This is a genomic window from Chryseosolibacter histidinae (assembly GCF_018598225.1).
GTDB lineage: Bacteria > Bacteroidota > Bacteroidia > Cytophagales > Cyclobacteriaceae > Chryseosolibacter > Chryseosolibacter histidini.
Window position 1 is genome coordinate 80526 of the sequence record NZ_JAHESF010000009.1, and the last position, 26964, is coordinate 107489.

Genomic DNA, 26964 nt, shown 5'->3' on the forward strand with positions numbered 1-26964 from the left:
GGTTTTGAAACGGTCCGGCAAAGTTATTTATTTAGACTAATTCTAAAATCCTTATTTAGAAAAAATCTAAACTCTTTTGGAAACGGTCCACGGTCGACAGTCCACAGACCACAGTTAGAGCTGGTTTTTCGCAGTTCAGAATTAGAAAATTGGGCATTAGGCATGCAGATACGGCCCCCTTGCCCAGGCTTGGTTCAAGGATTCAATGACTCAATGACTCCTAACTGCCGTGGACTGTCGACCGTGGACCATGGACCAATCATTCAAAGTCAACGATCTTCCGCCTATAAAAGTAGATGCCGACGGCAAACAGCACATTTTTGATGATGTTGTTCACATTATGGAAGCTCCAGATCAGCAGGCTTGTCTGGGGCTCGAGGCGGGTGAGCACATAGTTACCGAGGATGAAAAGGAACAGGTTGAGACAAAAATAGATCAGCACACCGCTGTTGATCCACATCAGGGTATAACCGAAGAGGCTCGGCATGGGCATGGTGGAGATTGAATAGAGAAAATAAGCAATGCTGTAAACGATCATGATCACAGCGGTGATCACCCACATGAGCGTTTGGTATTCCAGGAAGCTTTGAACAAATATGGTGACCAGGATCAGCGATTGCAGGTAAATGGCCAGGCCGATCCACACCACCATTCGGCGGGTGTTTAAAAAAAGGATCTCGTAATAAAACCATGTGAGCAGGAAGAACAGCAGGGCGTAATAGATGTTGAACAACACGGCTGTTGATTGCTGGCCTTCCCGGAGCACAAAACCGATCAGGTCGCACACTCCCGAGACAACGATCAGCGCACCAATGATGTGAACCCGCGTGGTGGCATACCTGAACCGCGACAGGTATACCGCCAGGGGCAATAGCAACGAGACATTGGATGCCAGTCTTATGATCTCGGAAATATCAGGAGGTTTCATTGTGTTCAGCAGAATAATTTATTCACAGGCGCACGGAGGACAGGGATTGGAGGCATCGAAGACCGTAGCCCGTTCAGCCTCCGATCTTCCGAACGGAAGCAGGTCCTCGTTCCACACGATCAGCAACATCTGGGGCAACAGGTTCAGGATGTTGATGGCGGGCTCGATATCCACACTATTGAAATAAGGAACGGCGAGGACCTGGTTGATAACGGTCTCACCAAAAAAGTGGAACCAGATGCCTGTGGGATGTTCGTCTTTGTAGTTCTGCGCCCACGCCTGCGCCACCGTCTGGCTGATCGCGTTGCCCGTGTTGGAGTCAATATAGATCCTTCCCGGGATAGACGTCCAGAGGCGCAGGGTCGGATCGACGGGAATGGCAATGATGTGTGTATCGCCATCATCATCGATAGCCCAGTGAAAGGCAACGCCCACAAGATCGGAAACAGATGCCGTCATGGCTTCCATCTGCGGCGCCGATATAGTATAGCTGAACAGGCCGAGCCCCAGCAGATTTTTTCTGCCCTGGACACCACCTTGCTGCTGTTGATAATATTCCATCCACTGCACGCCGGTTTCGTAGGGGATCTGGTGGCCGAAGTTCCTGTAAACAGCAACATCGGTTTCATGTTTCTGATCTTCCACCCGGGTATCCTGGCATGACAGGACTGACAACGCCAGGAACGTGGCGATAGCTACAACAAGACTTCTCATAAATGCACGTATGTTTATGGTTGTGTGATACGCAATAAAAAAACCAGGGAGATACAGCACTGATCCGGTAAAAGTGTGGGGAGGCGGGATCCGGATAACTTTAGTGTGCCTTCTGGAGCAACGCTGCGGCTCAATGAACCGATGTGCAAACCAGGGAATCTATGGTTGTAAAATTAAGTAAAGTAGTTTCAAGTCAAAGCGCGTGAACGGAAAAATATTATCTTCTATGAAATGAAAAATATTCCGACGAATTGCATGTTTCAGCCTGCGCTTCATGGTGTTTCTTCTACGATGCGTACAGGAGAAAAATCGCATGCCAATCAGTGCACGATTGTGTTGTAAAATATGTGTATCTGAGACAATTCTACCGATAACAGTTTTTGTCGTTGAACAGAATTCGACCGCGTTTTTTTAGGATTTACATGATGGCCAGGATTAACAGCCTTTAATTTTCACGCAAAAATCTCAGTGCAACACTTGCGCAACTTTATCTTTTAAGCTGTAACGCGCAGTTACCGCTCATGCATCCCGTTGTTACCTTTCTTTTACACAGGCGTGCGTGCGATGGGTCGTAAATATCGGCGCAGGTAACAGGACTGTAACCTCGTGGCAACGCGCAGGTTTCCCGGGGATCATCTGGCAAAACTAAAAGTGCTTGCGTATTGATGCAAAGATTCAACACTCACTATATCCGAAAAGTTAAAAAAGAAAAAGGCCGTCTCTTTTCTGAAACAGCCTTTTTTTAGGAAAAAAAATCCAGCTTATTCTTTTACGAACTCTGCATTGGCAGTGATGGCCACGTCATCGCTCAGCATGGCAGCAGGGGTGCTGGTTGCGATGGCAAAATCAGAACGTTTGATCACACCGCTGGCTTTGAAACCTGCAACGGTCTTCTTGTTGTAAGGATGCACAGTAGTTCCCCTGAGGGTTACTTCAAGCTCTACGGGTTTGGTCACACCGTGCAGGGTCAGGTCACCGGCAACTTTGTACTTCTTGTCGGCGATCTTCTTGATCGACTTGCTCTTGAAAGTAAGGGTCGGGTATTTCGCTACATCGAAAAAGTCAGGCTTTCTCAGGTGCTCATCGCGCTGCTCGTTATCAGTATCGATGGTGTTAACATCTGCTGAAAGCTCTATCACGGCATCCGAAAAATCTTCTTTTGATGAAACGATCTTGGCATCGAACGACCTGAAGGTACCTTCTACATCGGAAACCATCATGTGTGTGATCCCGAAACCAAGCTTGGCGTGTCCTTTGTCAAGCGACCAGTTCTGACCGAAAACAACTGCTGCTGACATCAAAAATAAAACGGCTAATACGGTTTTTTTCATAAATTTGTATGTAAATAGTTACTATTAATAACTCAAAACTATTTGGTAACTAAGTACTGAACAAGAAGGAACAATAAGATAAGTAAGTAACATGGGGGTAACTATTGTTGAAAATCAGCCAGTTGAGAGAATAAAAAAGATTGGAAAAATTCTCGACGACAAGAAAACCGGTACCGGGCTCTGTCCGATCCATGATTTCCTGAACCACTTTGCCAATAAATGGTCCATGCTGGTGGTGCTCAACCTCGGATATGCGGGCAAACCGCGGTTCAGTGAGCTAAAGAACATGATCACCGGTATTTCACAGCGCATGCTTACGGTCACCCTTCGCTCGCTGGAAGAAGACGGGCTTGTTTTAAGAAAGCTTTATGCCGAGATCCCGCCGCGCGCGGAGTACGAGCTCACACCCCTCGGCAAAAGCCTGCTCGATGTAATGATGAGCCTGGGCGAATGGGCCAGCAAACACGAAGCGGAGATCACGAAGGCGAGGAAGCAGTTCAGGAAAGCGAACAACGGTTTGCGTAAGAAATAAGGAGCTCACAAGATACGAGGTACGAAATACGAGGTACGAATAACCTCCCCCCGTACTTCGTATCTCGTACTTCGCACCTCCTACGAAGCGCTAGATGTTTTCCGTAGGGTATCCATCAGCTGCTCCAGGTTGATGGGTTTCGAAATGTATTCATCCATGCCGGCCTGCAGGCAGATCTCTTTATCGCTGGCCATGGCATTGGCAGTCATGGCAACAATGGTGGGTTGCCGTCCGTTGCCCGACCTGATCATACGCGTAGCTTCCAATCCATCCATAATGGGCATCTGCACATCCATCAGGATAACGTTGTAAAATGTCTTTTCAAGTTTTTCAATAGCCTCTGCCCCATTCATGGCAACATCAACGTGCGCGTATCCCAGCTTTTTCAATACGCGGACGGCCAGTAACTGATTCACCGTGTTATCTTCCGCCAGCAGGATCTTCAATGGATATTTGGTGGCAAAATCTTCTGACAACAGGTGTTTCGATCCCTGCTCTTCGGGCGACCTGAACGAACCTTCCGCCTTCACCGCCTGCTGCACCACCTGGAACAACTGCTGTTGTTTCACCGGTTTGTTCAATATGGAAGAGAACACACCTGCATATTTCTTTTTGCTTTCATCGCCGGCGGATGACAGCAGGATGATGGGAAGCTTCGGATACTTCACCTTGATCTGCTGCGCGAGCTGTATGCCGTCCATCTCAGGCATGTGCATGTCGGTGATCACCAGGTCATAGTCACGCACCTTCTCCAGCGCAGACAAAGCCTCCGCCCCGGAAGACGCCAGCACGGTAGACAGCTTCCACTGCTCGAGCTGATTTTTAAGGATCATCCGGTTGGTTGCATTGTCATCCACCACCAATACTTTTTTACCCTGGTGCGCCAGCATATTGGTCATGATGTACTGGCGGATAGGCTTCGTGCTCGGCTCGCCCTGGATGGTGAAGCTGAACGCTGTGCCAAGGCCCACGTGACTTTGCACCGTGATAGCGCCGCCCATCAACTCCACCAGGCGATGACTGATGGCCAGGCCAAGACCCGTTCCACCATACTGGCGTGTAGTGGAAGAATCAACCTGTGAGAAAGGTTTGAACAACCGCGACAGCTTATCTTCCGGAATGCCGATACCTGTATCCCGCACATGGAAGGCCAGCTCGAGCATGCTACCGGAGCTTCGCACAAGCTCCACGCCCAGGTAGATCTCGCCCTGCCGGGTGAACTTCATGGCATTGCCCAGCAGGTTGATCAGGATCTGCCGCAGCCGGTGACTGTCTGCCACAAGCTGCGCCGGAATGCGGTAGTCGATCTCATAGACAAGGTCAAGGCCTTTTTCCGCGGCCTTCGCCGAGAACAGGTCCATCACTTCTTCTATGCGCTGCCGCAGGTCGAAGTCGTGGTTGTCGAGATCGAGGTTGCCCGACTCGATCTTCGAAAAATCGAGGATGTCATTGATCACCGTCAGCAATGCTTCACCGCTGGCGCGGATGGTATCGGCGTATTCTCTTTGTTCCGCGGTAAGGGTTGTCTCGCCCAGCAGTGACGTCATTCCCAAAACGCCATTCATCGGTGTTCTGATCTCATGACTCATGGTGGCAAGAAAAATACTCTTGGCCTGGTTGGCCCGTTCCGCCTCCTTTCTAGCGAGGTCTGCTTCCTCACGCTGGCACTGAAGCTCTTCATTGATATGCTGAAGAAAATCGGTCTGGCCCTGTAGCTGATCGTTCAGGGCCTGCATGTTCTCTGCCTGAGCTTCGAGCACCATTTTCTGGTCCATGATCTCGGCCGTGCTAAGCCTGACCTTTTCTTCCAGCTCATGTTTATGTCTCCTGGCCACATTCATCTTGATCATAAAGAATGAGGCAATGCTTCCCAGCCCGATCAAAACAACAAGCGAGCGGAACCACCACGTGCTCCAGTACGGCGGTGTAATAACGATCCTGACCGAGGCGCCCTGCTGATTCCAGACACCATCGTTGTTGGAGGCGATCACCCGGAAAGTATACGTTCCCGGACTCAGGTTGGTGTAAGTAGCTTTTCGCTCCACGCCGGCATCAACCCATTCGCTTTGAAAACCCTCCATCTTATAGCGATAATGATTTTCTTCCGCATGGAAGTAGTTCAGGGCTGCAAACTCGAATGAGAATATGTTGTCGAGATAGCTGAGCTTTATCTCATCGGCCATCGTGATGTCTTTCTCCAGGATGCCGTGATCCTCTACTTTTACCGGCCTGTTTGATACTTTAAAGTCCGTGAGGTACACCGGCGGAATGGACCGGTTGCTTTTGATGCTGTCGGGGTGGAATAACGTGAAGCCATTGGTGCCACCGAACAGCAGCTCCCCCGTAGAGAGCCTGGCCGACGCCCATCGTGTGAACTGGTTGCCCTGCAGACCATTCTTCTGGCTGTAGTTTTTGAATTTCTGTTTTTCCGGATCGAAACACGAAAGTCCCCTGTTGGTGCTGATCCAGAGCTTTCCGCTGGAATCTTCCTGTATGCCCATGATCGCATCGTTTGGCAAGCCATCACGTTCATAATAACGTTTGAAGGTATTGGTTTCCTGATCCAAAAGATTAAGTCCCCCGTAGGTTCCTATCCAGATTCTTTTTTTGGAGTCTTCAAATACCACCGACACAAAATTATTGCTCAGCGATTCTTCAGCCTTGCTGTGCCGGTAGTGTGTAAAGGCGTTGGTCCGCGGATCGTAACGGTCTGCGCCGCCAAGCTCTGTGCCGATCCACAACATGCCGTTCGAATCTTCAAAAAGAAAGGCCACATCCGAGGTGCTGATGGTGTTAGGATTTGCCGGATCATGAGTGAACCGTGTAAAATCATCGGTCTCCGGATTATAACGGTTAAGCCCGTTAGCCCACGTGGCCACCCATATTGCACCGGTGTGGTCTTTCAGGATATAGAAAACGTGGTCGTCGCTCAGGCTTTTAGGGTTTGCCGGATCATACTTGTACGCTTTTACATTCCCGGTAACGGGATCATAGTAATTCAATCCTCCCTGCCACATTCCTACCCAAAGTCCTCCACCAAGGTCCTTTTCCATGGCCAGCACCTTGTTGTTGGTAAACTTACCGGGCAGCGATATAAACCGCTTCGATTTCCGGTCGAAATAGTTAACGCCCCCGCCGTCTGTAGCCACCCAGAAATTTCCGTTCATGTCTTCCTTAAAACAGGAGATCAGGTTGTGGCTCAGGCTGTATTTGTCCGTGCTGTTGTGCTTGTAATGGATGAAGCGGTATTTGTTCTTGTCGTATATGTTGGCACCACCAAAACGTGTTCCCACCCACATACGGTCATTGCGGTCAAAAAATATGCAGGTGACAGTATTGGCTCTTAAACTATAGGCATCTTCCGGATCATAGATATAACGTGTAAAACTGTCGCCGCTTTCGTTCATACGGTGAAGGCCATAATCTGTGGCTGCCCACAAAGTGCCATTCGAGTCTTCAGCGATGTTATAAACGTAATTGTTGCTAAGGCTCTGCGGATTCTCCTCATCGCGAACGAAACGTTTGAAAGAATCCAGCCCCGCCTCCTTTCTGTTGAGTCCCTTGTCGAACGTGCCAATCCAAAGTATGTGATGACTGTCTTCCATCACAGACGTAATGTTGTTGCTGCTGAGGCTTGAAGGGTCGTCGCTTCTGTGCGTGAAATTTGTGAACGTCTCTCCATCGCTGTTCATGAGGCTCAACCCTCCGGTGGTTCCTACCCAGATCCGTTTTTGGCTATCCTCTACGATGGTTGTGACATAGTTTGATGCGAGCGAATGCGGATCGTTACCGTCGTGAAAAAAATGCCTGAATGTTCTGTGCTCCGGCTGATACAGGTTCAGCCCGTGCCCTGTTCCAACCCATAAGTTTCCCCTGGAATCGATCAGGATGCCTTCAATGAGATCGTTGCTGATGGTTCCGGCCACGGTGCTGTCATACAGGAAGCGCTCGAACCTGTTCTCTTCGCGGTGATAGTAATTCAACCCGCCGCGCGTGCCCAGCCACAAATTGCCAAGACTGTCTCCCACGATGCGATGAATATTGTTGTTGCCAAGGGTTGACGGATCTTCGGGGTTGTTCCTGAAGATCCTGAACGAATATCCATCGTACATGTTCAGTCCGTCTTCCGTGGCGATCCACACAAATCCAAATCGATCCTGGTGAATATCCCAGACATTGCCTTGCGACATCCCCTCCTCTACAGACAGGGAGCTGAACCTTACATCCTGCGAAAGCGAGATGAGCGGCAACAGGAAAAAAGAGAAGAAAACAAACCGGATAATAGCCATAATCCTGGGGGAAGGACCAGCTTCAAAATAAAGAAACAACCCGGTCCGGGAGATCAGGGAATCCCTGATTTGACAATATCAGGTAATCCAGGATGGTCACACAGACAGGCGTCTGTTAGTCTTTTGAAACCGTGTACGTTTCAAAATGTTTAACACGGGGCTCAAACTCCAGCAGCACACCTTCATCCTCGGGATAATAGACGGCTCTTTCGTGATCTTCGCCACAGAACCGTTTGACCGCTGCAAGGTCTTCCCATTCCGTAACAGTATAAAAATGACAGCAGTCGGCTTCTTTTTTTCGCCACACCCTGATGGAAAGGTTGCCGGGTGTTTGCCGGTATTCTTCGGTGCCTTTGGTGAGCAGAAATTCCAGGTAGCTGTCGGCATGTTGCGGGGCCGTGCGTCCGTGCCAGATCCTTGTGATCATGTTTAAAGGTTTTCTCAAAGATAAACGCTAATTCCGAGTAGTGTCGCCGGTAACACTGGGCTTAATACCGGTCTCGGCCAACAACCTGTATAATTGAAAAATTAGCGCGTATTGCCTGAATTGAGGCTAGGCAATAAATGTCTATAAATGCAATAAACTTAGTTGCAATGGTTTGAACCGGATCTGATCCACTTCTCACTAAACCGGGCTTTTTTTAACGCCGGATCAGGGTTAGTTTTGTAGATTATATCTTGTCTTTTCAACCCATGAGCCGCCGAATTGTGTTCCTGCTGATCTCCGCCTGCCTCGGATGGAGCGCTTATGGGCAAGGAAAATCCAAAGTCACCGACAGCCTCGAGCAGATGCTTCCGAAGGCGCAGGGTCCGCTGAAAGTAGATATACTCAATCGGCTTACTTACGAATTTATCACGCACGACAATAACAAGGTAGAAACCTACAACAAAGAGGCGCGTGACCTTGGTAAAAGCATCCACTATCTGAAAGGCGAAGCGCGTGCATACACTTACCGCGGTGTGTATGAATATCTTTCGGGCCGTCTCTCCGAAGGTCATGCCGATCTGAACCGCGGCCTTGAGCTCGCCATCCAGGCGGGAGACGAACAACTGCGCGGATACACCCTGCTTCAATTGGGCGTCTGCAGCCTCGAGGAAGTGCAGATGGATTCTGCGCTGCATTTCTTTAAAAAGAGCCGCGAGGTTTTCAAAGACAGCGCAGACCCGGTAACCCTGTCGAAGCTCTACCGCAATATCAGTGCACTTTACGGGCAACGTTATCAGACCGACTCACAGCAATATTATCTCGACCGCGCCATCAGCATCCGCCGGCTGCTGCCCGACAAAACACTGCTGACGGAAGCGATCATCCTCAAGGCGAACACCCGTGTGAGGTTCGGAGACTTTGCCGGCGCTGAAAAACTTTTGAAGCAGGCCGCGGAGCTCGTCGGTCCCGGTGCCAATGACGAAGAGAACCGGAATGACATCCTGCACATGCAGGCGTTGATCTTATTTCAGAAAGGCAAATTTGAACAGGCCGTCGTGGCGTTCGATTCAGCCCGCAATTATTTCTTCAGAAAAACCCTGCTTCACAAATACGTGACGCTGCTGATCGACCTGGGAAAAGTTTTTGCAGACCGCGGAGAATATGAGCTGGCACTCAACAACCTGTACGATGCATTGAGACTTAGCGGGCTCCGCGGCTTTGAAGCAGAGTCTGGTATCATCCGCATCGAGATAGGCCGTATCAATCATCACCTGGGTGACCCGCGTCAGGCGATGCTCATGGCGGATGAAGCGCTGCGGCTGGACCGGAGAAAATTGCTGCGGGGTGATCTCGCCAATGCGCTTTCGTTAAAAGGTATAGCGCTCACAGACGTGAAAGATTATACCGCTGCACGCCAATGTCTTGATTCGGCTTTGAAGATCTACACAGACCTTGGCAGCGTGCTGGGGAAAAGCGAAGCAAGAAGAAGCCTCGGTTACCTGGAAGGGAAACGTAAAAGATACGGTGAGGCTTTGCAGCATTACCAGGAAAGCATCAGGCTGGCGGAATCGATCACTTACCGCTATGGGCTCGCGTGGTCATGCTGGGCCACAGGTGATATCTATTTCAGGCAGGGCGATCTTAAAAATGCGTTGCTGTTCCTGGACCGCTCGCTGGACTATGCGCGGCATGTCGGCTCCAACGAGGTGATTGTGCGCAACTACAATACGCGCAGGGATCTGCTCACGGCACAGGGGCGTTATCAGGAGGCGCTGAAGTACTCCACACTTGCCAATGTTTTGAATGACTCCATTCACCGTACCGATGTGGCCAGGCGGTTTGTGAACCTTGAAAAAATCCGGGAGATCGAACAGCGCGACCGGGATATTAAAGTGCTGCAACAAGACAAGCTCCTGGCACAGGACAAGCTTCAGCTGCAGGCGGCCCAGCTGAAACAACAATCCATTCTGCTCGTCGCGGGTGTCGTTGGCCTTTTACTCCTGAGTGTGCTGGCCATCATGTATTATCGTTTTTATACACGCATCAAGGCGCTCAATGTGTCGGTCACGGATAAGAATACGCGCATCCAGGCACAGGCCGATAAGCTGAAGCAGTATAACCTTGAGCTGAAACAACTGTACAGAGAAGTTTCAGAGCAGAAGGAAGAAATACAGATGCAGGCCGATAAGCTGACGGAAACTAACCGGAATATGACCGATGTAAACCGCAGCCTTGAAAAAATCGTGACCGAGAAAACGGTCGAGCTGCGGCGTACCAACGATGAGCTGATGAAGTACAACGCAGAGTTGCTTCAGTTCTCGTATACGGTATCGCATAACCTGCGCGGCCCCGTGGCGAGGCTGCTGGGCCTGGCCGACCTCGCTGACAAAGAGCACGATTTTCAGCAGGTAAAACAACTGATCGATTTTATCGGGGTAACAGCCCATGACCTTGACCTGATCATCAAAGACCTGAGCAAGATCCTCGAGCTTCGTAACAATCCCCACCAGGCGCAAGAGGTGGTGGCGCTTGCTTCGGAGTGGGAACAGAGCAAAAGCCTGCTGCAGGACAGCCTCACGGGTAATGAAGAGATCGTGGCGAATTTCGAAGATCTTCCCGCCATCACTACCGTGAGGCCTATGCTGCAAAGTATCTTTTATAATTTATTAAGCAACGCCATCAAATTCAAATCACCGGAGCGCCGGCTCAAGGTGGTCGCCACCAGCCAGCGGGTGAATGGAAAAGCTATCCTGGAGATCAGCGACAACGGGCTTGGCTTCAACATCAGGCTTCATCATGAAAAGCTGTTCAAGCTGTATAAACGTTTCCATACACATGTTGAAGGGCGCGGCCTGGGACTGTACCTGATCAAGTCGCAAGTAGAGGTTCTGCAGGGAACCATTGAAGTTGACTCCGAGCCCGACAAGGGATCGGCGTTCAGGATCATCCTGCCGATCAGCAACGGAGAGTCACATGGCGAGATTGATCAGTAAATGGTTTGCGGATCGCCGGAATCGTGGCACTCATCGTCTCATTGAAATATTTTCATGAACCCATTTGGCTTCTTCATCCGGCGATACCTTCAATATGCTGTTTATTCTACTGAACGTCGCGCCTGGATGATCATAAGGTTTGCTATCGTCAAAGAAAGGCCCAACGACACCAAGAATCCAACCGTCCTTAGCTGCCCAATGGGGTTCATTAACTCTATACTTGAAAACCTCATAGTGAACATAGTTTTTATGCCCGTCAAAATCAATTGTTACTCTTTTAACATGCTCCATTTCGTCAGGGCAGGCATCTAACTCTGTGGGAAACTCCAGCCAGTTTGCAAGATTGCTTTCTGCCCCTTTCACAAGCGTAAAAAATTCTGCAGGGAACAGATCAGTTTTATTGTGATCGCTTAAAAGCTGGAACGTTACCTCTCTTGTCAACAAGTTTTTAGCAAATGGAAAAACATCTTGTATCGTGATCGCCTGCTTACTCTCAAGTTTATCATAGAGTGGTTTAATGCGCTCAAACCGCTCTTTGTTCAATTTGCTATTTTGTCGCTTGACAATTATCAGTCTATAGACAACAAAAATTACAACTATTGCAACTATTACTGCGATTATGATCAGGCCTATGCTCATTTGGTTTTATTTTTTTGCCAATTGTGTATCTGGTTGGTAGTCAGGTTGAAATGCACAGTCGCCCAGGCATGTCGCGTACGGAAGCAAAGTCCCTGCATGAACTTGCCCTAAATTAAGTCTTTTCCAAAATTGTCCAAAGGGTGAATGAAACACTCCGACATCATTGCAAAATTGTATTGAATCAAAACGGAACGCTCACTGTTCTTTACATTCAAGGTCTTCCTTTATCAGGATACTTTCTTAAACCAGTTTAAGATCTTTATCGGGCTGATCGTCGTTCCTTTGCACGGTTAAATCAACAACCATGAACGAACGTATCAAGAAGAATTTGCCTCGACTATTTTTAAGGCTCGCGCTGGCAGCCACCCTGCTTTCGGCGGTTGCAGACCGGTTGGGATTCTGGGGCGCCAATGCAGCGTGGGGCAACTGGGAGAATTTTCAAAAGTATACCCGGCAGCTGACTTTTTTCCTCCCTGAGTCATTAAGCACCATCAGTGGATACCTCGCCACGTTTCTGGAAATTGTTTTCGCCATCCTGCTTCTTATTGGATTCAAGACACGGTATGCCGCCGCATTCACAGGTCTGTTGCTGTTGATTTTTGCGCTCTCCATGAGCGTTTCGATCGGCATTAAATCAACCCTCGATTATTCCGTGTGGGTAGGAAGCGCCGCCGCCATCTTATTGGCGCAGCAGGAAAAACAGGCTGGTTAAATCATCTGGATCTTACGCTAGCGCAAGGCTCTCAGAGAAGCATGCGTGTCGTTTTCATACGCCACGTTCTTAGGCGTGCGGCCCCACTCGTCTGCTATCTTTTTGTCGGCGCCGGCCTTCAGCAGTGCTGCGACCAGGTCAGGCTGATTTTCGCGGGCGGCAAAATGAAGCGCGGTCCATCCGTGAATACCCTTCTTGTTCACGCCGGCATTGTTTTTCAAAAGGACATTCACCAGCTCGGGCTGATGGATTACGATAGCCGCCATCAGGGGTGTCCACCCTTCTTTCCCTTCATCCACACGCGCGCCACCGTCAAGGAGCGTTTGTACAAGCTGACGGTTTTTGCGATGGTACACGGCGTGGTACAACGGAGTCATGGTGGTGTCGTTATACACGAAAGGTTTGTTGGCATCCGCTCCTTTTTTCAGGAGCCTTGCCGCAATGTCGGCGTTGTTAGTAAAGGTCACAGCATAATGTAAGGTGGTGACTCCGCTGCGTTTTGTGGCCTGGGGATCTGCTCCGAGATCAAGCAGATTGTGGCATAGCTCATCCCGATCCATGCGCAACGCATAGAGCAGCGGTGTCTCATCATGGCTGTTCCGTGCCTCGAGGTTTGCACCTTTCTGCTTCAACATTTCTTGTGTAGCCTTGTCATCGGTATCCACCGTGAGGTGCAGCAGGCTCTTACCGTCACTGTTTTTAAGGTCCTTGTTTCCGCCGAGGCTGATCAGGTATTCGGCTTCAGTAGTGTTGCGGTCAAGTACAGCGGGCAGCAGGTATTTGTCCGGGTTTTTCTGCTTATCAAGTTCCTGTTCTATCAGCCTGACCTGGTTGGTACCGCCTGCATCGCCAACCCCTTCTTTATAGAGTGCCAATGCATTCGGATCGCGGGTTGCCATGGCCGAGCGATAGAGCACTCCCCCATTCCGTTCATTTATTTTGTTTGTTTTTTCAGCCGTGAGCATCTCGTGCTGCCGGATCGTTTCCTCCACCTGCCGGAGATTTTCCTCTTTCTCATCCTCTTTCTCCTTTCGGAATGCGCTCTCTTTCTCCTCGAGGCCTTTGTCGATCTCACGCCCCAGCTCTTCCATTTGCTCCCAGGTCTCTCCTCCGCGGTCGGCCGCATCCAGCATATGATAATAGTTCCGGAAGGCGATCTTGGCCTTCACCCAATCATCCGTTTGCGCATAGCACTGTGCTTTGAGCGCCTCTATCTTGACATTGCTTCCCTTGAGCTGTGTTTCACAACGCTCCAGGTAGATCAGGCATCCGGAAGTGTTGCCGTCTTCCAGCGCGTACTTCGCTTTGTTGAAATTCTCAATTGCACTTTGTGCCTTCACACCTGCCGGCAAACATAAGAGCATGAAGATCGCAACGATGTATATGGCTTTTATAACAAACGCGTTCATACTTTATTTTGCTTTGATGTGCCAGTAGATCCCGAAATTCCAGGCGCCCTGCTCGCCGCTCTCGTTGCCGGGAAAAATAGTGTAAGATGCCGATATGCCCATGGGATGCCTGTGCTTGAAATGTGATCTCAACGGCCTGTAGATTTCAAGGGTCGCATATTTTTTGATATCGCCTGTCACCTCTTCCGTGAGCACAACCTCGGCTTCGCGGGTGCTTACGCCATCCTGGTCGCTGTATTGCAACGGCAGCACCGCCTTGTAACGGGCACTTTCCCAGGGTCTGTATACACCTAAACGTGCACTGAGAAAGTACGGAAAGAAAAATCCGTAGCTCACGCCTGCGCTGACGGCGGGTGCTGCAAAATAATACTGGGTTTGTTCATAAGCTTCCTGCCCATTCGCTTTATAAAGATTGTGGCGTTCTCTTTTATAACCCGCCAACGCCGACCCCGAAATGATGGCGGAGACCCGTGTGCTGATCTTGATCCGGAACAGGTCGAGCTTGAGCTCTCCGCTGTGCTTCACCCATTCATTTCCCGGCATGCCCAGGTAAGTGAAGCGTACGCTTTGCATCGGCGAAAGCCCGGGTTTTAAAAAGCGAGTGGGTACTTTGGCAAAGTACGCAAGGTCTTTGTTCTGCGCCGATAACCGGAAACACGCCGGCAACAGCAGCACGAATAAAAGCAGGTGACGCATGTTAATCCTGGACATAAAAAGTGATGGGGCTCAACTCAACCTGGCACTGTACGATGGTCATACTTCTTTCACTGGCCAGCGTAGGGGTCACGCACTGATTGGTATAATTCATTTGTACAAAGCTTCCTTTAGTGTCTTTTCCTGCAGTGGCCTGGCAAGTGAAGTTGTTACAGTCTTTATAAAAGGAAGAGGCGCCTGCCGCCGGAGCGATGAAAATATTCAGGTAAGAATCTCTTGTGCCTGCCAGTCCCGAGATATACACTTCACTCTTCGTGGTCTTGTCCTTTCCTTTCAGCAGGAAGATCCAGCGGTCAGCACCTTCTTTTGAGGCCTGCCTGGTGATGTCAGTAAGGTTATACTGCACGGTACCACCCGTGGGTGGGGTCAGCTTAAAACTGTAGGTGGCTTTGAGATCTATTGACGGCGAAAAGCCCGGAGCCTCTTCATCAGCGCACGATGCCCATGCGGCAACCAGGGTGGCGAAGAGGATCATCGATCCAAATGAGTTGATATGTTTTCTCATGATGCTGGTGGAGTCTTGATCGCTAGTTTGAGCTGCTGGCGGGCTGATATCCGTCACTTTCTGCCTGTCGTTTGCAGGCTTCGTAACACTCCCTTGCCCATCGCTTGCTGTTTTCTTCCGCTTGTCTTTTTTCAGCTTCCGTCAACGGTCTTTCATTACTACTCGATACGGTCAGATATGCCTGACGGTTGATGGTGTACGTTTTCTTCAGCGTTGCAAAGCTGCCGTTTTCGAATAAATATTCCTCAGAATAGCTCGGTTGATAATCTGCACAGTCGACCTCCGGAGCGCGCACGTAACGTCTCGCGCCAGTGGCCGTGGCGTACCATCCATTACCTGGTAATGTGCCCAGCACTTTTCCGGAGCCATTGATAGCGACAACACCCTGTTCTGTATCCCCAAAAAACAAATTCTTCTTGCTTCCGGAAGCCACCAGGTTACGATAGGTGGCGGGCAATGCGCGCAGGCCCTTCTTAGCCTTTAGGCCATACTTGTAATTAGTAGGATCGCGGTATACCTCCATGTCTGCCTGCACTACTTCGGCCCGGTCCCAGAAGCTGTCGCCGTCACCGCTTTCTTCCGCGAGCGCTGCTTTTTCTGCCTGCTCCTTCGGGCTGTCTTCCTTCTTCTCGTATCGCTCGAATTGTTTGGCGATCTCGATGAAAGGACTGAACTGCCATTCGAGATCTGTGATCCTGAAACTGTGGATCACCAGCTCCTGGCCCAGGCGAAAAAGCTCGATGTTCCGCTTCGTCAGCTCACTGTCCTTTTTATCGACATTCAAAAAATCCGGCCAGCCTCCCACCGCCATGGTGGGTATGATGAAGGGTGCATCTTCTCCGCTGGGAGCGTACAGGTAATGTATACCGAGCGACTTGATGGTATACGAAGCTTTATAACCGGCGCTGCCCAGGTCTGAGAGGATATTATATTTTCTGCGGAAGTCATAATACTTCTGGTCGTCGATGTTGGCGCTGCTGAAGTTGATCTCCACATCCACGTTGAGGGGCTCTATACGATCGAACTTTTTCAGCAGGTCGGGATATTTTACAAGATCGTTCCGGTAGATGACCTTCGTCACCATCTGTCCTTTTTCTTCATACATCACTTCGTAATATCCCGAGGTGAGCCACTTGAAACCGTATTTTTCAACCGGGTCGCCAAGCAGGGTCCACCATTGAAAGAGCAGCACAGCATCTTTAACAAATCCCTTCACGGCCACACGTTTGTCGTCACTGTAAACCCAATTGTTGCGTTCCAGCACGGGATCCGTCTGGCCTGGAAATGTAGAGGTTGCCGTATGAAACCCCTGCGCGAGCTTACTGTGGGGAAAGAATGCCAGCGCACCTTTGACACTGCCGTCTTTTGCTTTCGGGATCCGGCCCTGCGACAAGACGGTTGCCGGAAGTATCAATAACAGCGTGGCTGCAAAACAGGTTGAGAATAATCGCATCACCGGGAGAGAATCACGTTTTACCATAGTCCACCTATCCTATGACCCCTGCGCACCTGAATGAAAATCGTTTGCAAGACCGCAGCTCATGTCCGGATAGTTTTCCGGCGAAAGTTGAATTTTTCTTAAGTATCGCACCATACCTATTTATGGGTATTGTGAGAAATTAGTAGCCAGGCGGAAGGCAGTAAGCGGGAATATTTACTTTTGTGATCCCCGTGATTGTGCCTTTTGTAAGAGCTGTTCGAGCTTATTCTTTATTTTTACACCATAGTCGCCATCCCCAAGAGGGGCTACATAAAGCATATTGGCGCCATTATCATCAGGAACGAAGCCGGACTGGCTATCCGGAGCCGTTTCTGTCTTTATCCAGTCGCCCTCGCTGACAAAACCCACGTAATAATCATAAAAAACGGTGTTCAGTTTATCGATATCAACGGAATACCGGACCTGGTACGTTTTAGTGCTGTCTTCTTCATCCCTGAACTTTCTAACTATCGATAAAACGCCATCGTTGATGGCAAAAGGTGTAACGATGGTTCCCATGTCAACAGGAAGCTGGTTGTCTGTGAAGTCTTTACAAAGCTTGTTCACATAATCCACCAGCGCCTTCTCGGCTTTTTTCTTTTTCGGATCCTGCGTTTTCTTTTGCGAAAAGACAGGGCAAGACAACAAGGTAAAAATGATGAGGGAGGGAATGAAACGATGCTGCTTTAACATAAATGGGGTACGAAAGTCTGATGTTTATTGGGTAGTCAGTTAAAGAGGCTGATCCTTATGACTGAACAATGTAAACGCAATATAGCAGTGGCAGCGTCATTGGACAATACAGCGCCGGGGTTAGAATTTAGAGCGTATGATGAAGCCGGGCACAACTGTGCATATATGTGAGGAGATTTATCGAACCTAAAAAGCCCGAAATCTTTACAACTTCGGGCTTTTCAATTCAGTAAGATTGAACCCGTTTATTGTGCTGCCACAGCGCTTCCAGGGATCTGCATCGGTTGTGCCGGTTTTATCTTGTCGTAATTGACAACGCCGTTTTCTTCAGCCCACTTAAAAAAGTCTGACGACAATTCATTAACAACCGCGGGATATTGGCTGGCAACGTCTTTCGTTTCACCTCTGTCGGCTTCAAGGTCATAGAGCTCCCACTGATAGGCAGGGTAAGTGGAGACAATTTTCCATTTCCCTTTTCTTACGGCGCGGTTACCGGCACGCTCCCAGAAAATAGCGCCATTCCTTTCCACTGAATTGAGCTTGCCCGTTAAAACAGGTACCAGGCTTTTTCCGGGAAGGCTGTTCGGAGTAACGCCATTGTATTTTTCGGGATATTTGGCTCCCGCAAATTCGTAGAAGGTTGGTGCAATATCAACGAGGTGTGCAGTACCCTTCACCAGGTCGCCGCCTTTGATACGGTTAGGAAACCACGCGATGAACGGAGAGCTGATGCCACCTTCATGCATGTTGTTTTTATATTGCCGCAAGGGTGTGTTGGAAACGTAAGCCCAGTTCTGCTCCTGGTAGTCGTACGAGCCGGGCGATCCAATGGGACCCGTATTGCGCGGTGGTTTTCGGTTGTAACCTGCAAATCCACCCTGCGCTCCGTTATCGGAAATAAAAATGATCAGTGTGTTATCGTCCTTTTTTAATTCTTTCAGCTTGCCCAGGATTCTCCCGATGTTTTGATCAACCCGGTCGACCATGGCTGCATATACTTCCATCTTGGCTTTCCACAATTGTTTCTGGTCGTAAGTCAGATTCTCCCATCTCGGAACTTCAGGGTCGCGGGCGGCAACAGATTGTCCGGGAGAAAGGATGCCCAGATCACGTTGTCTGATCAAACGTTGTTGACGTACCGAGTCCCATCCGATATCATACTTACCCTTATACTTATCTATATCTTCCTGCACGGCCTGCAATGGCCAATGCGGCGCATTAAATGCCACGTATAAAAAGAAGGGCTTCCCGGTTTTATTTTGCTCATCCAAAAAGCCCAAAGCGTTATCAACGATCTTGTCAGTGAGGTACTCGCCTGGTTTCAGTTTTTCCTTCCGGTTATTTTTGATCAGCTCAACAGGAGGTGCCTGTCCGTATTTTCCTATATCAAAGTAATTGCTGGCCCCCGGGATAAATCCATAGAACTGCTCGAAGCCCCGTTGATTGGGCCATGACAAACTATCTTTGCCCACGTGTGATTTACCCGACATCAACGTGCTGTACCCGTTTTGCTTCAACACCTCGGCGAGCGTCAGCGACTCCTTGTTCAGATAACCCTGGTAAGCGGGCAGTCCCAGGTTTACATCAAAATACCCGATACCTGCTCGATGCGGATACTGGCCAGTGAGCAACGAAGCACGTGTGGGTGCGCATATCGAGTTATTATAGAATTCACGAAAACGAATTCCTTCCGCGGCAAGCCGGTCAAGGTTCGGCGTTCGGATCTCTGAGCCGTAAGAACCTATATCGGAAAAACCCATATCATCCACCATCATGAGAATGATGTTTGGCTTTTTTTCGTCCTGCTTCTTTTGAGCGTTTATTGCCGTAAAAGCTGACAGCAATAGAATTAGGGTACAAAGTTTTTGCATCGGTGATTAATTAAGAGTTTCTAACTATTTACGCGTTCGCGTTTTTAAAAGAGCAGAACTGAATTTACAAACTTTAAGGTGATAAATGCTTTGTCGTTGACAAGAATCCATCAAGGTTCCACGTAATATTTTGGTTCCATTGGATCCGCAATAGCGACAGTTCTTTATTCGCCTGCTGCTGTTCGGTTATGTTACCGGCCAGCAAGTATGCTGGAAATAAGGTCAAAAGGTCCGTCCGTTATTCCACCATAACGGAGCGGACCTGATCATAAACGCCTTGAATGATCTATTGACCCTTTATCTGCTGCCCAGCGAAATAGACTGTGTTCCTGTTTCAACCACCACAACATTCAGCTTACCATTGAATGGGAAGGTGCCTTTATAACGATCCGACACTTGCGTGATCAGATCGCGGCCCACATTGATCTCATCATTCGTACGAATGTTTGCCTGGGCTTTTACTATAGGTGCCTCAGCCACTTTGATATCATTGATGTACAGCTCGTGTGTTCCAGCAGGGTCAGTTACATTCTTAGCCTCTGTGTAGTTGAGAACATATTTCAGGCTGACTTTACCAGCAGGTACCGGCTTGCCGGACGCCAGGTGGCTCACGGTAATGCCTGCGTTGTTGGTGACCTGAAATTTTCCGTCCTTGATGAAAAGGCTCACCCCGCTGAAACGTCCGCCGACCGCAAACAATACGCCTTCAGTACCTTTGCCTATTTCAGCGTCGGCAGTGATCACGTATGATTTCAGTGGTGTGATCGGGTTGGCTACCCCATACACCTGGGGTGCCTCGGGATAAAACACCGTACGGGTAGCATTGTTGTTGACGTACAGCTTCGTATAATCAAGCTCCTTTTCAGTTCCATCTTTCAAGGGGTAGATATTGTAACGCGCTGCCTCACTGTCAAAAAGCTCCTGGAGCTCTTTCAGCTTTTCAGGATATTTCTCCGCCACATTGAAACGTTCATTGAAGTCCTCGTTCAGGTTATAAAGCTCCCATTTGTCTTTGCTGAAGTCTTCACCTTTCTTATGAAGGGTGCCGGCTTTCCAGCCATCTTTGTAGATGGAGCGTGAGCCCATGATCTCATAGTGCTGAACGGTGTGACGTGACGGCGCATGGGTGTTGTTAATGCTGTACGCAAGGCTGGTGCCTTCAATCCGCTCCTGAGGATAGCCGTTGATCACCGCTGGGATCTGCGCACCGATCAGCTCGACCGTTGTGGGAAGAATATCGATCAGGTGAGCATATTGATCTCTGATCCCTCCTTTCTCTTTAATTCCTTTTGGATAAAATACGATGAGGGGATTCCTGGTTCCGCCTTCGGAGTTAGCATCCTGCTTCCATTGCTTGAAAGGAGTATTGGCTGCCATGGCCCATCCCAACGGATAGTTTGCCCTTGATGCTTCTGTACCTAACTTATCGAGATCCTGCAGGTTCGCCTCAAAACGTTGCTGGTCTGTCCAGCTTGGATCATTGCGATTAATGATCCCGGTTAATGTACCTTCCTTGCTGGCGCCATTGTCGCCCACCGAAACAAAGATCAGGGTATTCTCCAACTGGTTGATCTTTTTCAGATAGTCCACCACGCGGCCGATCTCGTAATCTGTGTGAGAAACAAACCCTGCATAAACTTCCATGAACCGGGCAAACACTTTCTTTTCGTCAACTGAAAGAGAATCCCACGGTTTGATGCCCGCGTTTCTCGGCGGCAATACAGTTCCTTTGGGGACCACGCCAAGCCTGATCTGCTGCTCAAGAACTTTCTCGCGATACTTGTCCCAACCCGAATCGAATTTGCCTTTGTACTTATCAGACCATTCTTTCGCTACCTGGTGTGGCGCGTGGCCGGCGCCGGGCGCGAAATAGAGAAAAAACGGTTTGGCAGCGTCGATCGATTTTTGTTCTGCGATGTAACCGATGGCCTTGTCGGCAATACGTGTGGTGAAATGTTTACCATCCGCTTCGGGCTCTACCTTACGCGTGTCGTCATATACCGTAGGATGCCATTGGTCTGTGGATCCACCGAGGAAACCATAATAGTGATCAAACCCTCTTCCCGTAGGCCACCGGTTGAACGGCCCCAGCGCGGTTGCATCTGATGGCGGCGTCAGGTGCCACTTACCTACGGCATAGGTGTTATAACCATTCTCGCGAAGTATTTCAGCAATGGTTGCTTTTTCGAATGGCATGAATCCATCATAGCCGGGTGCACCGATGGCAGTGTTGGGGAACAGGCCCATGTGAACAGAGTGAGAATTTCTTCCGGTCAGCAATGCAGCACGTGTAGGAGAGCAGATCGCCGTGGTGTGAAAGTTCGTGTAGCGCAGGCCGTTGTTGGCAAGGTTGTCAAGCGTGGGTGTTTCGATCAATCCGCCAAAGGTGCTGACGGCGCCGTAACCGACATCATCAAGCAGGATCCAAACCACATTGGGCGCACCCTGAGGAGCTTTCTTCCTGGCGGGCCACCATTGCTGGGTCTCTGCAAGGTTGCGGCCGGTCTTTCCCTGGTACTGCTGAACAGGGTCGTGTTGGGCAAATACGCTGCCGATCAATCCTCCGCTTATGGCAAGCAGCGAAAGGGCAGTCTTGAAATTTCTGTAAAGGATCATGGCACTTGGTTTTAAATATTAAAGAATGTTCTGGTAATTCTATTTTTCACTTCCACAGATCGTTCTGCTCGAGCAGCAGGTTGTTATCCAATTCGATCTGGGGTATCGGAAACCACCGGTTCCTGTCCACCGCGTTGATCTTGCCGGCAGCATGAAGCTTCTGAACGAACGAAGGATTTCCGGCTGCGTCACGTTGCCTGATGAGATCGAACCAGCGCTGATACTCATAGAACAGCTCGAGCTGTCGTTCGAGGTAAACTGCTTCCCGAAACTGATCTTGTGAGAGTCCCGGTGTGAGATCCGGAAGCCCGGCCCTGCTTCGCACCCTGTTGATGGACTTATAAGCTTTCGCTGTAGGACCATTGGCTTCGTTCTCAGCTTCTGCGTGGATTAGCAACAGCTCTGCGTAGCGAAGCAGCGTTACATTGGTTGCCGCCTCTGACGGAACCGCTACGAAGGCCGTTGGGTCAAAACACTTATTGATGTATGGAATGGAGTCTCCCGGGTAAGCGGGGTTCGCAAGGGGTGTTCCGAACTTCGCTCCTGTTCTTGGGTTCACAAAAAGTGTCGCAAAGGTGACTTTTTTTCTTTTGTCGTTAGGCTGATAAAGTTTGTAAGTGCTGAATGACTTATCCGTGCCCTTCGTATAAAAATTCACCTGGTCGGCATAGGTTCCTATCACACCAAAGCTTGAAGGGAACCGGGGAAGTGTGCGTGGAAAATCATTCCGGCCCTGTGACTGAAATCCCGTAAGGAACTGCGCCGAAAAAATGTGCTCCTCGTTATTCTTGTAAGCAGGTAAAAACACGTGAGCATAATCAGCGCGGAGATTGTAGTTGTAGGATCCGGTACCACCATCGGCATGTGATAATACCTCCTCTGCCTTGTTCACGGCATCCTGGTAGTGTGAGGTGATCCTCAAAGGAAACGAGGCCTTGGTCAGGTATACTTTGGCAAGAAGGGCTTTGGCCGCCCCGGCCGTTGCTCTTCCGATGTCGCCGCCCGCATACGAAGCAGGCAAAACAGCCGCGGCTTCGGTCAGATCCTGTTCTATCTGCGCGTAGACTTCTGCCGTTGAAGATTTCGCGATGTAATAATCAGTAGCTTTAACATAGTTTTGATTTTTTGTGATCAGCGGAACATCGCCCCACAACCTCACGATGTTAAAATAAATAAAAGCCCTGTTGAATTTTGCTTCGCCTATGTATCGGTTTTTAAGCGCCGTGTTACTTCCAAAGTCAATACCCGGAATTTTGTCGATCGCTACATTCGCCTTCCTGACACCCGCGTAGTGCTGCTGCCAGTTCTCATAAAAGGTACGGTTGGTAGAAGAGTGATTGTGTACTGACAGCGACCTCACATCAGCGTTGGTCGCACCAGGGCCCGGGTATTGTTCGTCCGTAGCAAACTCCATCCCCACCTGAAGCAGTGAATTGTAAGGAGATTGTCCTGATCCGGTTGAGCCGCCTGCATTGTAGAAAAAGTAGGTGGCATTCACAGCCGTCAACGCATCGGCTGGTGTTTTATAATATTGGTCTTCTGAAATGGCCGACTTCGGTTCTTCTGCCAGGAAATCGCTGCATGAAACAGCCACCGATGAAAGGATGGCGAACAAAATGTATCTGAAATTTTTCATGATTCCGTGTGTTAAGATTTTACCAGTTAGAATGACAATTGAACACCGCCCTGAATGGATTTATTGTTCGGGTAAACACCGTTGTCCACACCGCGGCTGATCAGCTCCTGCCCGTTCCGGCTCGCCTCCGGATCGTAGCCGGTATAATCTGTAAGAGTCCAGTAATTCTGAGCAGACACATAGAACCTGAGCGACTTGATGCCGAGCTTGGAAGTCAGCGTTTGCGGAATGGTGTATCCTAAAGAAACATTTTTCAATCGCAGGTAAGAGGCATCTTCTATGAACCGGTCAGCCAGGGTAATTGCCGGGTCCTGGTATGCAGCTTTCACATCGGTATTTGTATTTCCGGGGTCATCCGCTCCACGCGTGCCGGGCACCCGGTATGCATCCGCTGCAGCCTTGGCGCCATTACCCGCTCCGTTGTTCAGCTCGAGCTGCGCGCGGTTTTGATTGTATAACTTGCCGCCGATGGAAGCCTGGAAGAACACAGCAAGGTCAAAACCTTTGTAGGCGAATGTGTTGGTCAGGCCTACATTGACACCAGGTTCATTGGCGATCACCACGCGGTCTCCCGCCTGCGTAATCACGCCATCGACGAGGATGTCTTTATATTTCTGAGCACCAACACCTTTGAAGGCCTGTGGTGTCAGGGCATTCGGGCCTTCTTCTCCCGGCTGTATCAATCCATCGGTTTTATATACAATGAATGAGCCCAATGGCTTGCCCACTTCAATCACGGAAGGCGCGTTGGTATTGGGAACAATTCGCGTTACACCGTTGCCCAGATCCAGCACCTCGTTGTGATTGGTGGAAAAGACCAGGATCGTATTCCATCTGAATGCGCCTACTGCATTCTGTGTGTTGAAGCTTACTTCAAGTCCCCGGTTAGCAACGGCACCGAGGTTCTGGTACACCGCCGCCTGCTGACCGGAGTTTACGTTACCCCCCACCGCCAGGCCTGAAGTTCCGGGTACGATAGCATTCAATAAAAGGTCGGTGGTCTTCTTGTAGTAGTAATCAACCACAATGTTCACACGGTTATCGAGCACGCCGATGTCGGCGCCAATGTCGACCTGTACAGTCTTTTCCCAGCCAAGATCAGGGTTGGCCACGTTTGTGGGAGCGTATCCTGACACGGTTTGATTGTTGAAGTTGTACCGGAAGTAGCTCAGCTGTGATAGTGAAGAATACGGAGGAATGGATTGATTGCCGGTGATGCCTACACTTGCCCGGAGCTTGAGGAATGTAACGGGCTGTACACTTTTCAGGAAATCTTCTTCGTGCACATTCCAGCCCACTGCCGCCGAAGGGAAATAACCCCACTTGTTTTGCGTGCCGAAACGTGAAGAGCCATCCGAACGGATCGTGAGCGTGAGCAAATATTTGTCTTTCAAACTGTAGTTAACCCGGGCAAGCCATGAGGCCAAAGACCATTGGCTGTAGGAAGAAGACGGAGAACCCGGTGTGACGGCGGTGCCCAGGTTGTTATAGTCAAAAAAATCGGACGAAAAATTACTGGCCGTTGCCACCACACTCTCCGTTGTAGAGCGTTGTGCGGTGAAGCCGGCAACAGCATTCACAACATGGATCTGGTTGAAAGTATTGGAATAGTTGATGGTGTTTTCGTTGAGCCAGTTGAAAGTATTGATGCTTCCAACCGTAGCCGTTCCTTTTGAAGCCAGGCCTTCCTGCGTCGAGTTGGGCAGGTAACGGTTTTGTTTGTTGATCACCACATCTGTTCCGAACAACACCTTTGCGCTGAGGTGCTCGTTGATCTTATACTCTCCGGAGATGTTTGCCAGCAACCGGCTTGTGCGGGTTTCGTTGATCTGGTTGTACAGCGAGTTGATCGGATTGGCCAGCGCCTGATCAAGGCCGGAGATCACCAGGAACGTTCCATCGTTGTTATATACGGGAAGCGACGCGGGCGACTGAAGTAAATTCGGGATGATCGCATCGGGGGCCACTTTTGCAGCAATGTTGCTGGCGTTGACATAAGAAAGGATCCTGAACCTGTCATTGAATTCATGGTCGATATTGAATCTCCCGGAATACCGGGTGAAGCCGGTGTTCTTGATCACGCCGTCCTGGTCGAAGTAATTTCCCGAAAAAGCCAGTTTGGTTTTTTCGTTTCCAGACAAGAACGACAGGCTGTGGCTTTGAATGGCAGCTTGCGTGAAGGCTTCTTTCTGCCAGTCTGTTCCGGTGCCCAGCGTATCGAGGGTATAACCTCCGGCTTCCGCAGCCGCGAGATAAGCTTTGTTGGCAGATTTTAAATTGGCGACAGCTGTTGCGCTGGTGTTGAACGCGGCATCTTTTCTGAGCTGCCACCATTCGCCCGCCGTCAGCAATGGCAGGGTTCTTACCACCTCCTGCACGCCGTAATATCCGTCGTAGTGAATGGAAGATCCCTCCGAAGTTCCTTTTTTGGTTGTGATCAGGATCACACCGTTAGCTCCGCGCGAACCGTAAATGGCAGTAGCCGAAGCATCTTTGAGCACATCGACCGATTCGATGTCGGCTGAGTTGAGCGACGAAAGCGGATTGATCTTCGGGCCGTTGGTAACACCTGCATCCACAAGGCCGTAATCATTGTTGATCGGGAAACCATCGATCACATATAACGGGTCGCTGGAGGCCGTAATAGAGTTACTGCCCCTGATCTGCACGCTAACACCGCCACCGGGTTGTCCGGATGTTTGGGTTACAATAGCGCCAGCCACAGCGCCCTGAAGCAGCCGCTCCACCGAAGCAACGGGCTGCGATCTCAGCTCTGCAGGTATTGACGAAACCGAACCGGTAATGTCTTTTCTTTTTTGCTCGCCATAACCGATCACAACAACTTCATCGAGCACGTTGTCGCCATTCAAAGAGACTTCTATTGTCTCTTCGGTCACCTCATAAACCTCTACCTCCTGGGTTTTAAATCCGGTCAGGCTGACAACAACGCTGAACGGCAATTCTTTTCGCGCCTGAATGCTGAACTCCCCGTTGACATCGGAAGAGGCATACACATTGGTGCCTTTGATCAGGATGGTAGCGCCAGGCAAGGGCTCTCCCGAATCATCCTTGATCACACCCTTTACAACCTCCTGGGCATACGCATGTTGAATAATGGTCGCAAAAACGACAATCAGTAAAATTCTTTTCATTTGTGGGCTCCTTAAAATTTAGTTTGATCTTCTATTCGAATTAAAATCACATCGCACGACCGGGCGATGCATCGCTTACATCGGCCTCCGGCAGCTTTCGGGAAGGCCTTGACTCGCCATGAGAACAGATCGTTGGTCAACCGTTAGCGCCATAAAATTTAAATCCAGTGATAGATGAATCGATCGCTTAAACGCTCAGGTCTTACGTGAGCACATGGAGTAACCTGTGGTGGAGGCAGGACGCCAGAAATTCTTTGAGCTTACGCTCTCCTAAATCTCAATGGTGGAAATCCGGTGGAATGAACCTATTGAATAAGTAAAAT

The 26964-nt window shown here is 49.7% G+C and carries 18 protein-coding genes; 3 read left to right on the plus strand and 15 right to left on the minus strand.

Features of this window, described 5'->3' with window-relative positions:
* Window positions 1–259: 259 nt before the first annotated feature.
* From KK083_RS11140 to KK083_RS11150, 3 genes are all read right to left on the minus strand, one after another.
* Window positions 260–928 carry a hypothetical protein gene (locus KK083_RS11140; RefSeq protein ID WP_254163304.1) on the minus strand — a complete coding sequence of 223 codons (669 nt, stop codon included), beginning with the start codon at window positions 926–928 and terminating at the stop codon, window positions 260–262.
* Window positions 929–946: 18 nt separating this feature from the next.
* Window positions 947–1642: a hypothetical protein gene (locus tag KK083_RS11145; RefSeq protein ID WP_254163305.1), complete on the minus strand. Its 696-nt coding sequence runs from the start codon at window positions 1640–1642 to the stop codon at window positions 947–949.
* A gap of 761 nt (window positions 1643–2403) precedes the next feature.
* Window positions 2404–2973, minus strand: coding sequence for a YceI family protein (locus KK083_RS11150; RefSeq protein ID WP_254163306.1), 570 nt, complete (start codon window positions 2971–2973; stop codon window positions 2404–2406).
* A 91-nt stretch (window positions 2974–3064) separates the two neighbouring features.
* On the opposite strand from KK083_RS11150, the gene KK083_RS11155 reads away from it, so the two are divergent.
* On the plus strand, window positions 3065–3505 hold the full coding sequence (locus KK083_RS11155; protein ID WP_254163307.1) for a winged helix-turn-helix transcriptional regulator: 441 nt from the start codon (window positions 3065–3067) through the stop codon (window positions 3503–3505).
* Between the two features lie 80 nt (window positions 3506–3585).
* Here the strand turns inward: KK083_RS11155 and KK083_RS11160 are convergent, their stop codons facing one another.
* Together KK083_RS11160 and KK083_RS11165 are read right to left on the minus strand one after the other, a co-directional pair.
* Window positions 3586–7794, minus strand: a complete 4209-nt coding sequence (locus tag KK083_RS11160) for a hybrid sensor histidine kinase/response regulator (protein WP_254163308.1) — start codon at window positions 7792–7794, stop codon at window positions 3586–3588.
* Between the two features lie 115 nt (window positions 7795–7909).
* A complete protein-coding gene (locus KK083_RS11165) occupies window positions 7910–8221 on the minus strand; it encodes an antibiotic biosynthesis monooxygenase family protein (RefSeq protein ID WP_254163309.1) in 312 nt (103 codons plus the stop codon).
* A 266-nt stretch (window positions 8222–8487) separates the two neighbouring features.
* Between KK083_RS11165 and KK083_RS11170 the strand changes: the two genes are divergently transcribed.
* Complete coding sequence (locus KK083_RS11170) at window positions 8488–11214, plus strand: tetratricopeptide repeat protein (RefSeq protein ID WP_254163310.1); 2727 nt, start codon at window positions 8488–8490, stop codon at window positions 11212–11214.
* A 30-nt stretch (window positions 11215–11244) separates the two neighbouring features.
* Here KK083_RS11170 and KK083_RS11175 read toward each other — a convergent pair whose 3' ends face one another.
* The gene (locus KK083_RS11175; RefSeq protein WP_254163311.1) at window positions 11245–11853 is read right to left on the minus strand and encodes a hypothetical protein; all 609 of its coding nucleotides are present in this window, start codon (window positions 11851–11853) and stop codon (window positions 11245–11247) included.
* 304 nt (window positions 11854–12157) lie between these two features.
* Here KK083_RS11175 and KK083_RS11180 point away from each other — a divergent pair, with 304 nt between their 5' ends.
* Entirely contained in the window at window positions 12158–12565 is a 408-nt protein-coding gene (locus KK083_RS11180; protein WP_254163312.1) for a DoxX family membrane protein, read from the plus strand.
* Between the two features lie 17 nt (window positions 12566–12582).
* On the opposite strand, the gene KK083_RS11185 is transcribed toward KK083_RS11180, so the two are convergent.
* The 9 genes from KK083_RS11185 to KK083_RS11225 form a co-directional block, all read right to left on the minus strand.
* Complete coding sequence (locus KK083_RS11185; protein WP_254163313.1) at window positions 12583–13974, minus strand: ankyrin repeat domain-containing protein; 1392 nt, start codon at window positions 13972–13974, stop codon at window positions 12583–12585.
* A gap of 3 nt (window positions 13975–13977) precedes the next feature.
* Entirely contained in the window at window positions 13978–14670 is a 693-nt protein-coding gene (locus tag KK083_RS11190) for a hypothetical protein (RefSeq protein ID WP_254163314.1), read from the minus strand.
* Between the two features lies 1 nt (window position 14671).
* Window positions 14672–15193 carry a hypothetical protein gene (locus tag KK083_RS11195; protein ID WP_254163315.1) on the minus strand — a complete coding sequence of 174 codons (522 nt, stop codon included), beginning with the start codon at window positions 15191–15193 and terminating at the stop codon, window positions 14672–14674.
* A 22-nt stretch (window positions 15194–15215) separates the two neighbouring features.
* Window positions 15216–16649, minus strand: coding sequence for a hypothetical protein (locus KK083_RS11200; RefSeq protein WP_254163316.1), 1434 nt, complete (start codon window positions 16647–16649; stop codon window positions 15216–15218).
* A gap of 198 nt (window positions 16650–16847) precedes the next feature.
* Window positions 16848–17366: a hypothetical protein gene (locus tag KK083_RS11205; protein ID WP_254163317.1), complete on the minus strand. Its 519-nt coding sequence runs from the start codon at window positions 17364–17366 to the stop codon at window positions 16848–16850.
* Between the two features lie 245 nt (window positions 17367–17611).
* On the minus strand, window positions 17612–19237 hold the full coding sequence (locus tag KK083_RS11210) for an arylsulfatase (protein WP_254163318.1): 1626 nt from the start codon (window positions 19235–19237) through the stop codon (window positions 17612–17614).
* 297 nt (window positions 19238–19534) lie between these two features.
* Entirely contained in the window at window positions 19535–21853 is a 2319-nt protein-coding gene (locus tag KK083_RS11215) for an arylsulfatase (protein ID WP_254163319.1), read from the minus strand.
* Window positions 21854–21899: 46 nt separating this feature from the next.
* Complete coding sequence (locus KK083_RS11220; RefSeq protein ID WP_254163320.1) at window positions 21900–23489, minus strand: RagB/SusD family nutrient uptake outer membrane protein; 1590 nt, start codon at window positions 23487–23489, stop codon at window positions 21900–21902.
* A 26-nt stretch (window positions 23490–23515) separates the two neighbouring features.
* A complete protein-coding gene (locus tag KK083_RS11225; RefSeq protein WP_254163321.1) occupies window positions 23516–26641 on the minus strand; it encodes a SusC/RagA family TonB-linked outer membrane protein in 3126 nt (1041 codons plus the stop codon).
* Between the last annotated feature and the right edge of the window lie 323 nt (window positions 26642–26964).

What these genes read in the sequence shown, in the direction of transcription:
- KK083_RS11140 (WP_254163304.1), bottom strand. Translation starts at nt 928, where the DNA reads ATGAAACCTCCTGATATTTCCGAGATCATAAGACTGGCATCCAATGTC.
- KK083_RS11145 (WP_254163305.1), bottom strand. Translation starts at nt 1,642, where the DNA reads ATGAGAAGTCTTGTTGTAGCTATCGCCACGTTCCTGGCGTTGTCAGTC.
- KK083_RS11150 (WP_254163306.1), bottom strand. Translation starts at nt 2,973, where the DNA reads ATGAAAAAAACCGTATTAGCCGTTTTATTTTTGATGTCAGCAGCAGTT.
- KK083_RS11155 (WP_254163307.1), top strand. Translation starts at nt 3,065, where the DNA reads ATGGGGGTAACTATTGTTGAAAATCAGCCAGTTGAGAGAATAAAAAAG.
- KK083_RS11160 (WP_254163308.1), bottom strand. Translation starts at nt 7,794, where the DNA reads ATGGCTATTATCCGGTTTGTTTTCTTCTCTTTTTTCCTGTTGCCGCTC.
- KK083_RS11165 (WP_254163309.1), bottom strand. Translation starts at nt 8,221, where the DNA reads ATGATCACAAGGATCTGGCACGGACGCACGGCCCCGCAACATGCCGAC.
- KK083_RS11170 (WP_254163310.1), top strand. Translation starts at nt 8,488, where the DNA reads ATGAGCCGCCGAATTGTGTTCCTGCTGATCTCCGCCTGCCTCGGATGG.
- KK083_RS11175 (WP_254163311.1), bottom strand. Translation starts at nt 11,853, where the DNA reads ATGAGCATAGGCCTGATCATAATCGCAGTAATAGTTGCAATAGTTGTA.
- KK083_RS11180 (WP_254163312.1), top strand. Translation starts at nt 12,158, where the DNA reads ATGAACGAACGTATCAAGAAGAATTTGCCTCGACTATTTTTAAGGCTC.
- KK083_RS11185 (WP_254163313.1), bottom strand. Translation starts at nt 13,974, where the DNA reads ATGAACGCGTTTGTTATAAAAGCCATATACATCGTTGCGATCTTCATG.
- KK083_RS11190 (WP_254163314.1), bottom strand. Translation starts at nt 14,670, where the DNA reads ATGCGTCACCTGCTTTTATTCGTGCTGCTGTTGCCGGCGTGTTTCCGG.
- KK083_RS11195 (WP_254163315.1), bottom strand. Translation starts at nt 15,193, where the DNA reads ATGAGAAAACATATCAACTCATTTGGATCGATGATCCTCTTCGCCACC.
- KK083_RS11205 (WP_254163317.1), bottom strand. Translation starts at nt 17,366, where the DNA reads ATGTTAAAGCAGCATCGTTTCATTCCCTCCCTCATCATTTTTACCTTG.
- KK083_RS11210 (WP_254163318.1), bottom strand. Translation starts at nt 19,237, where the DNA reads ATGCAAAAACTTTGTACCCTAATTCTATTGCTGTCAGCTTTTACGGCA.
- KK083_RS11215 (WP_254163319.1), bottom strand. Translation starts at nt 21,853, where the DNA reads ATGATCCTTTACAGAAATTTCAAGACTGCCCTTTCGCTGCTTGCCATA.
- KK083_RS11220 (WP_254163320.1), bottom strand. Translation starts at nt 23,489, where the DNA reads ATGAAAAATTTCAGATACATTTTGTTCGCCATCCTTTCATCGGTGGCT.
- KK083_RS11225 (WP_254163321.1), bottom strand. Translation starts at nt 26,641, where the DNA reads ATGAAAAGAATTTTACTGATTGTCGTTTTTGCGACCATTATTCAACAT.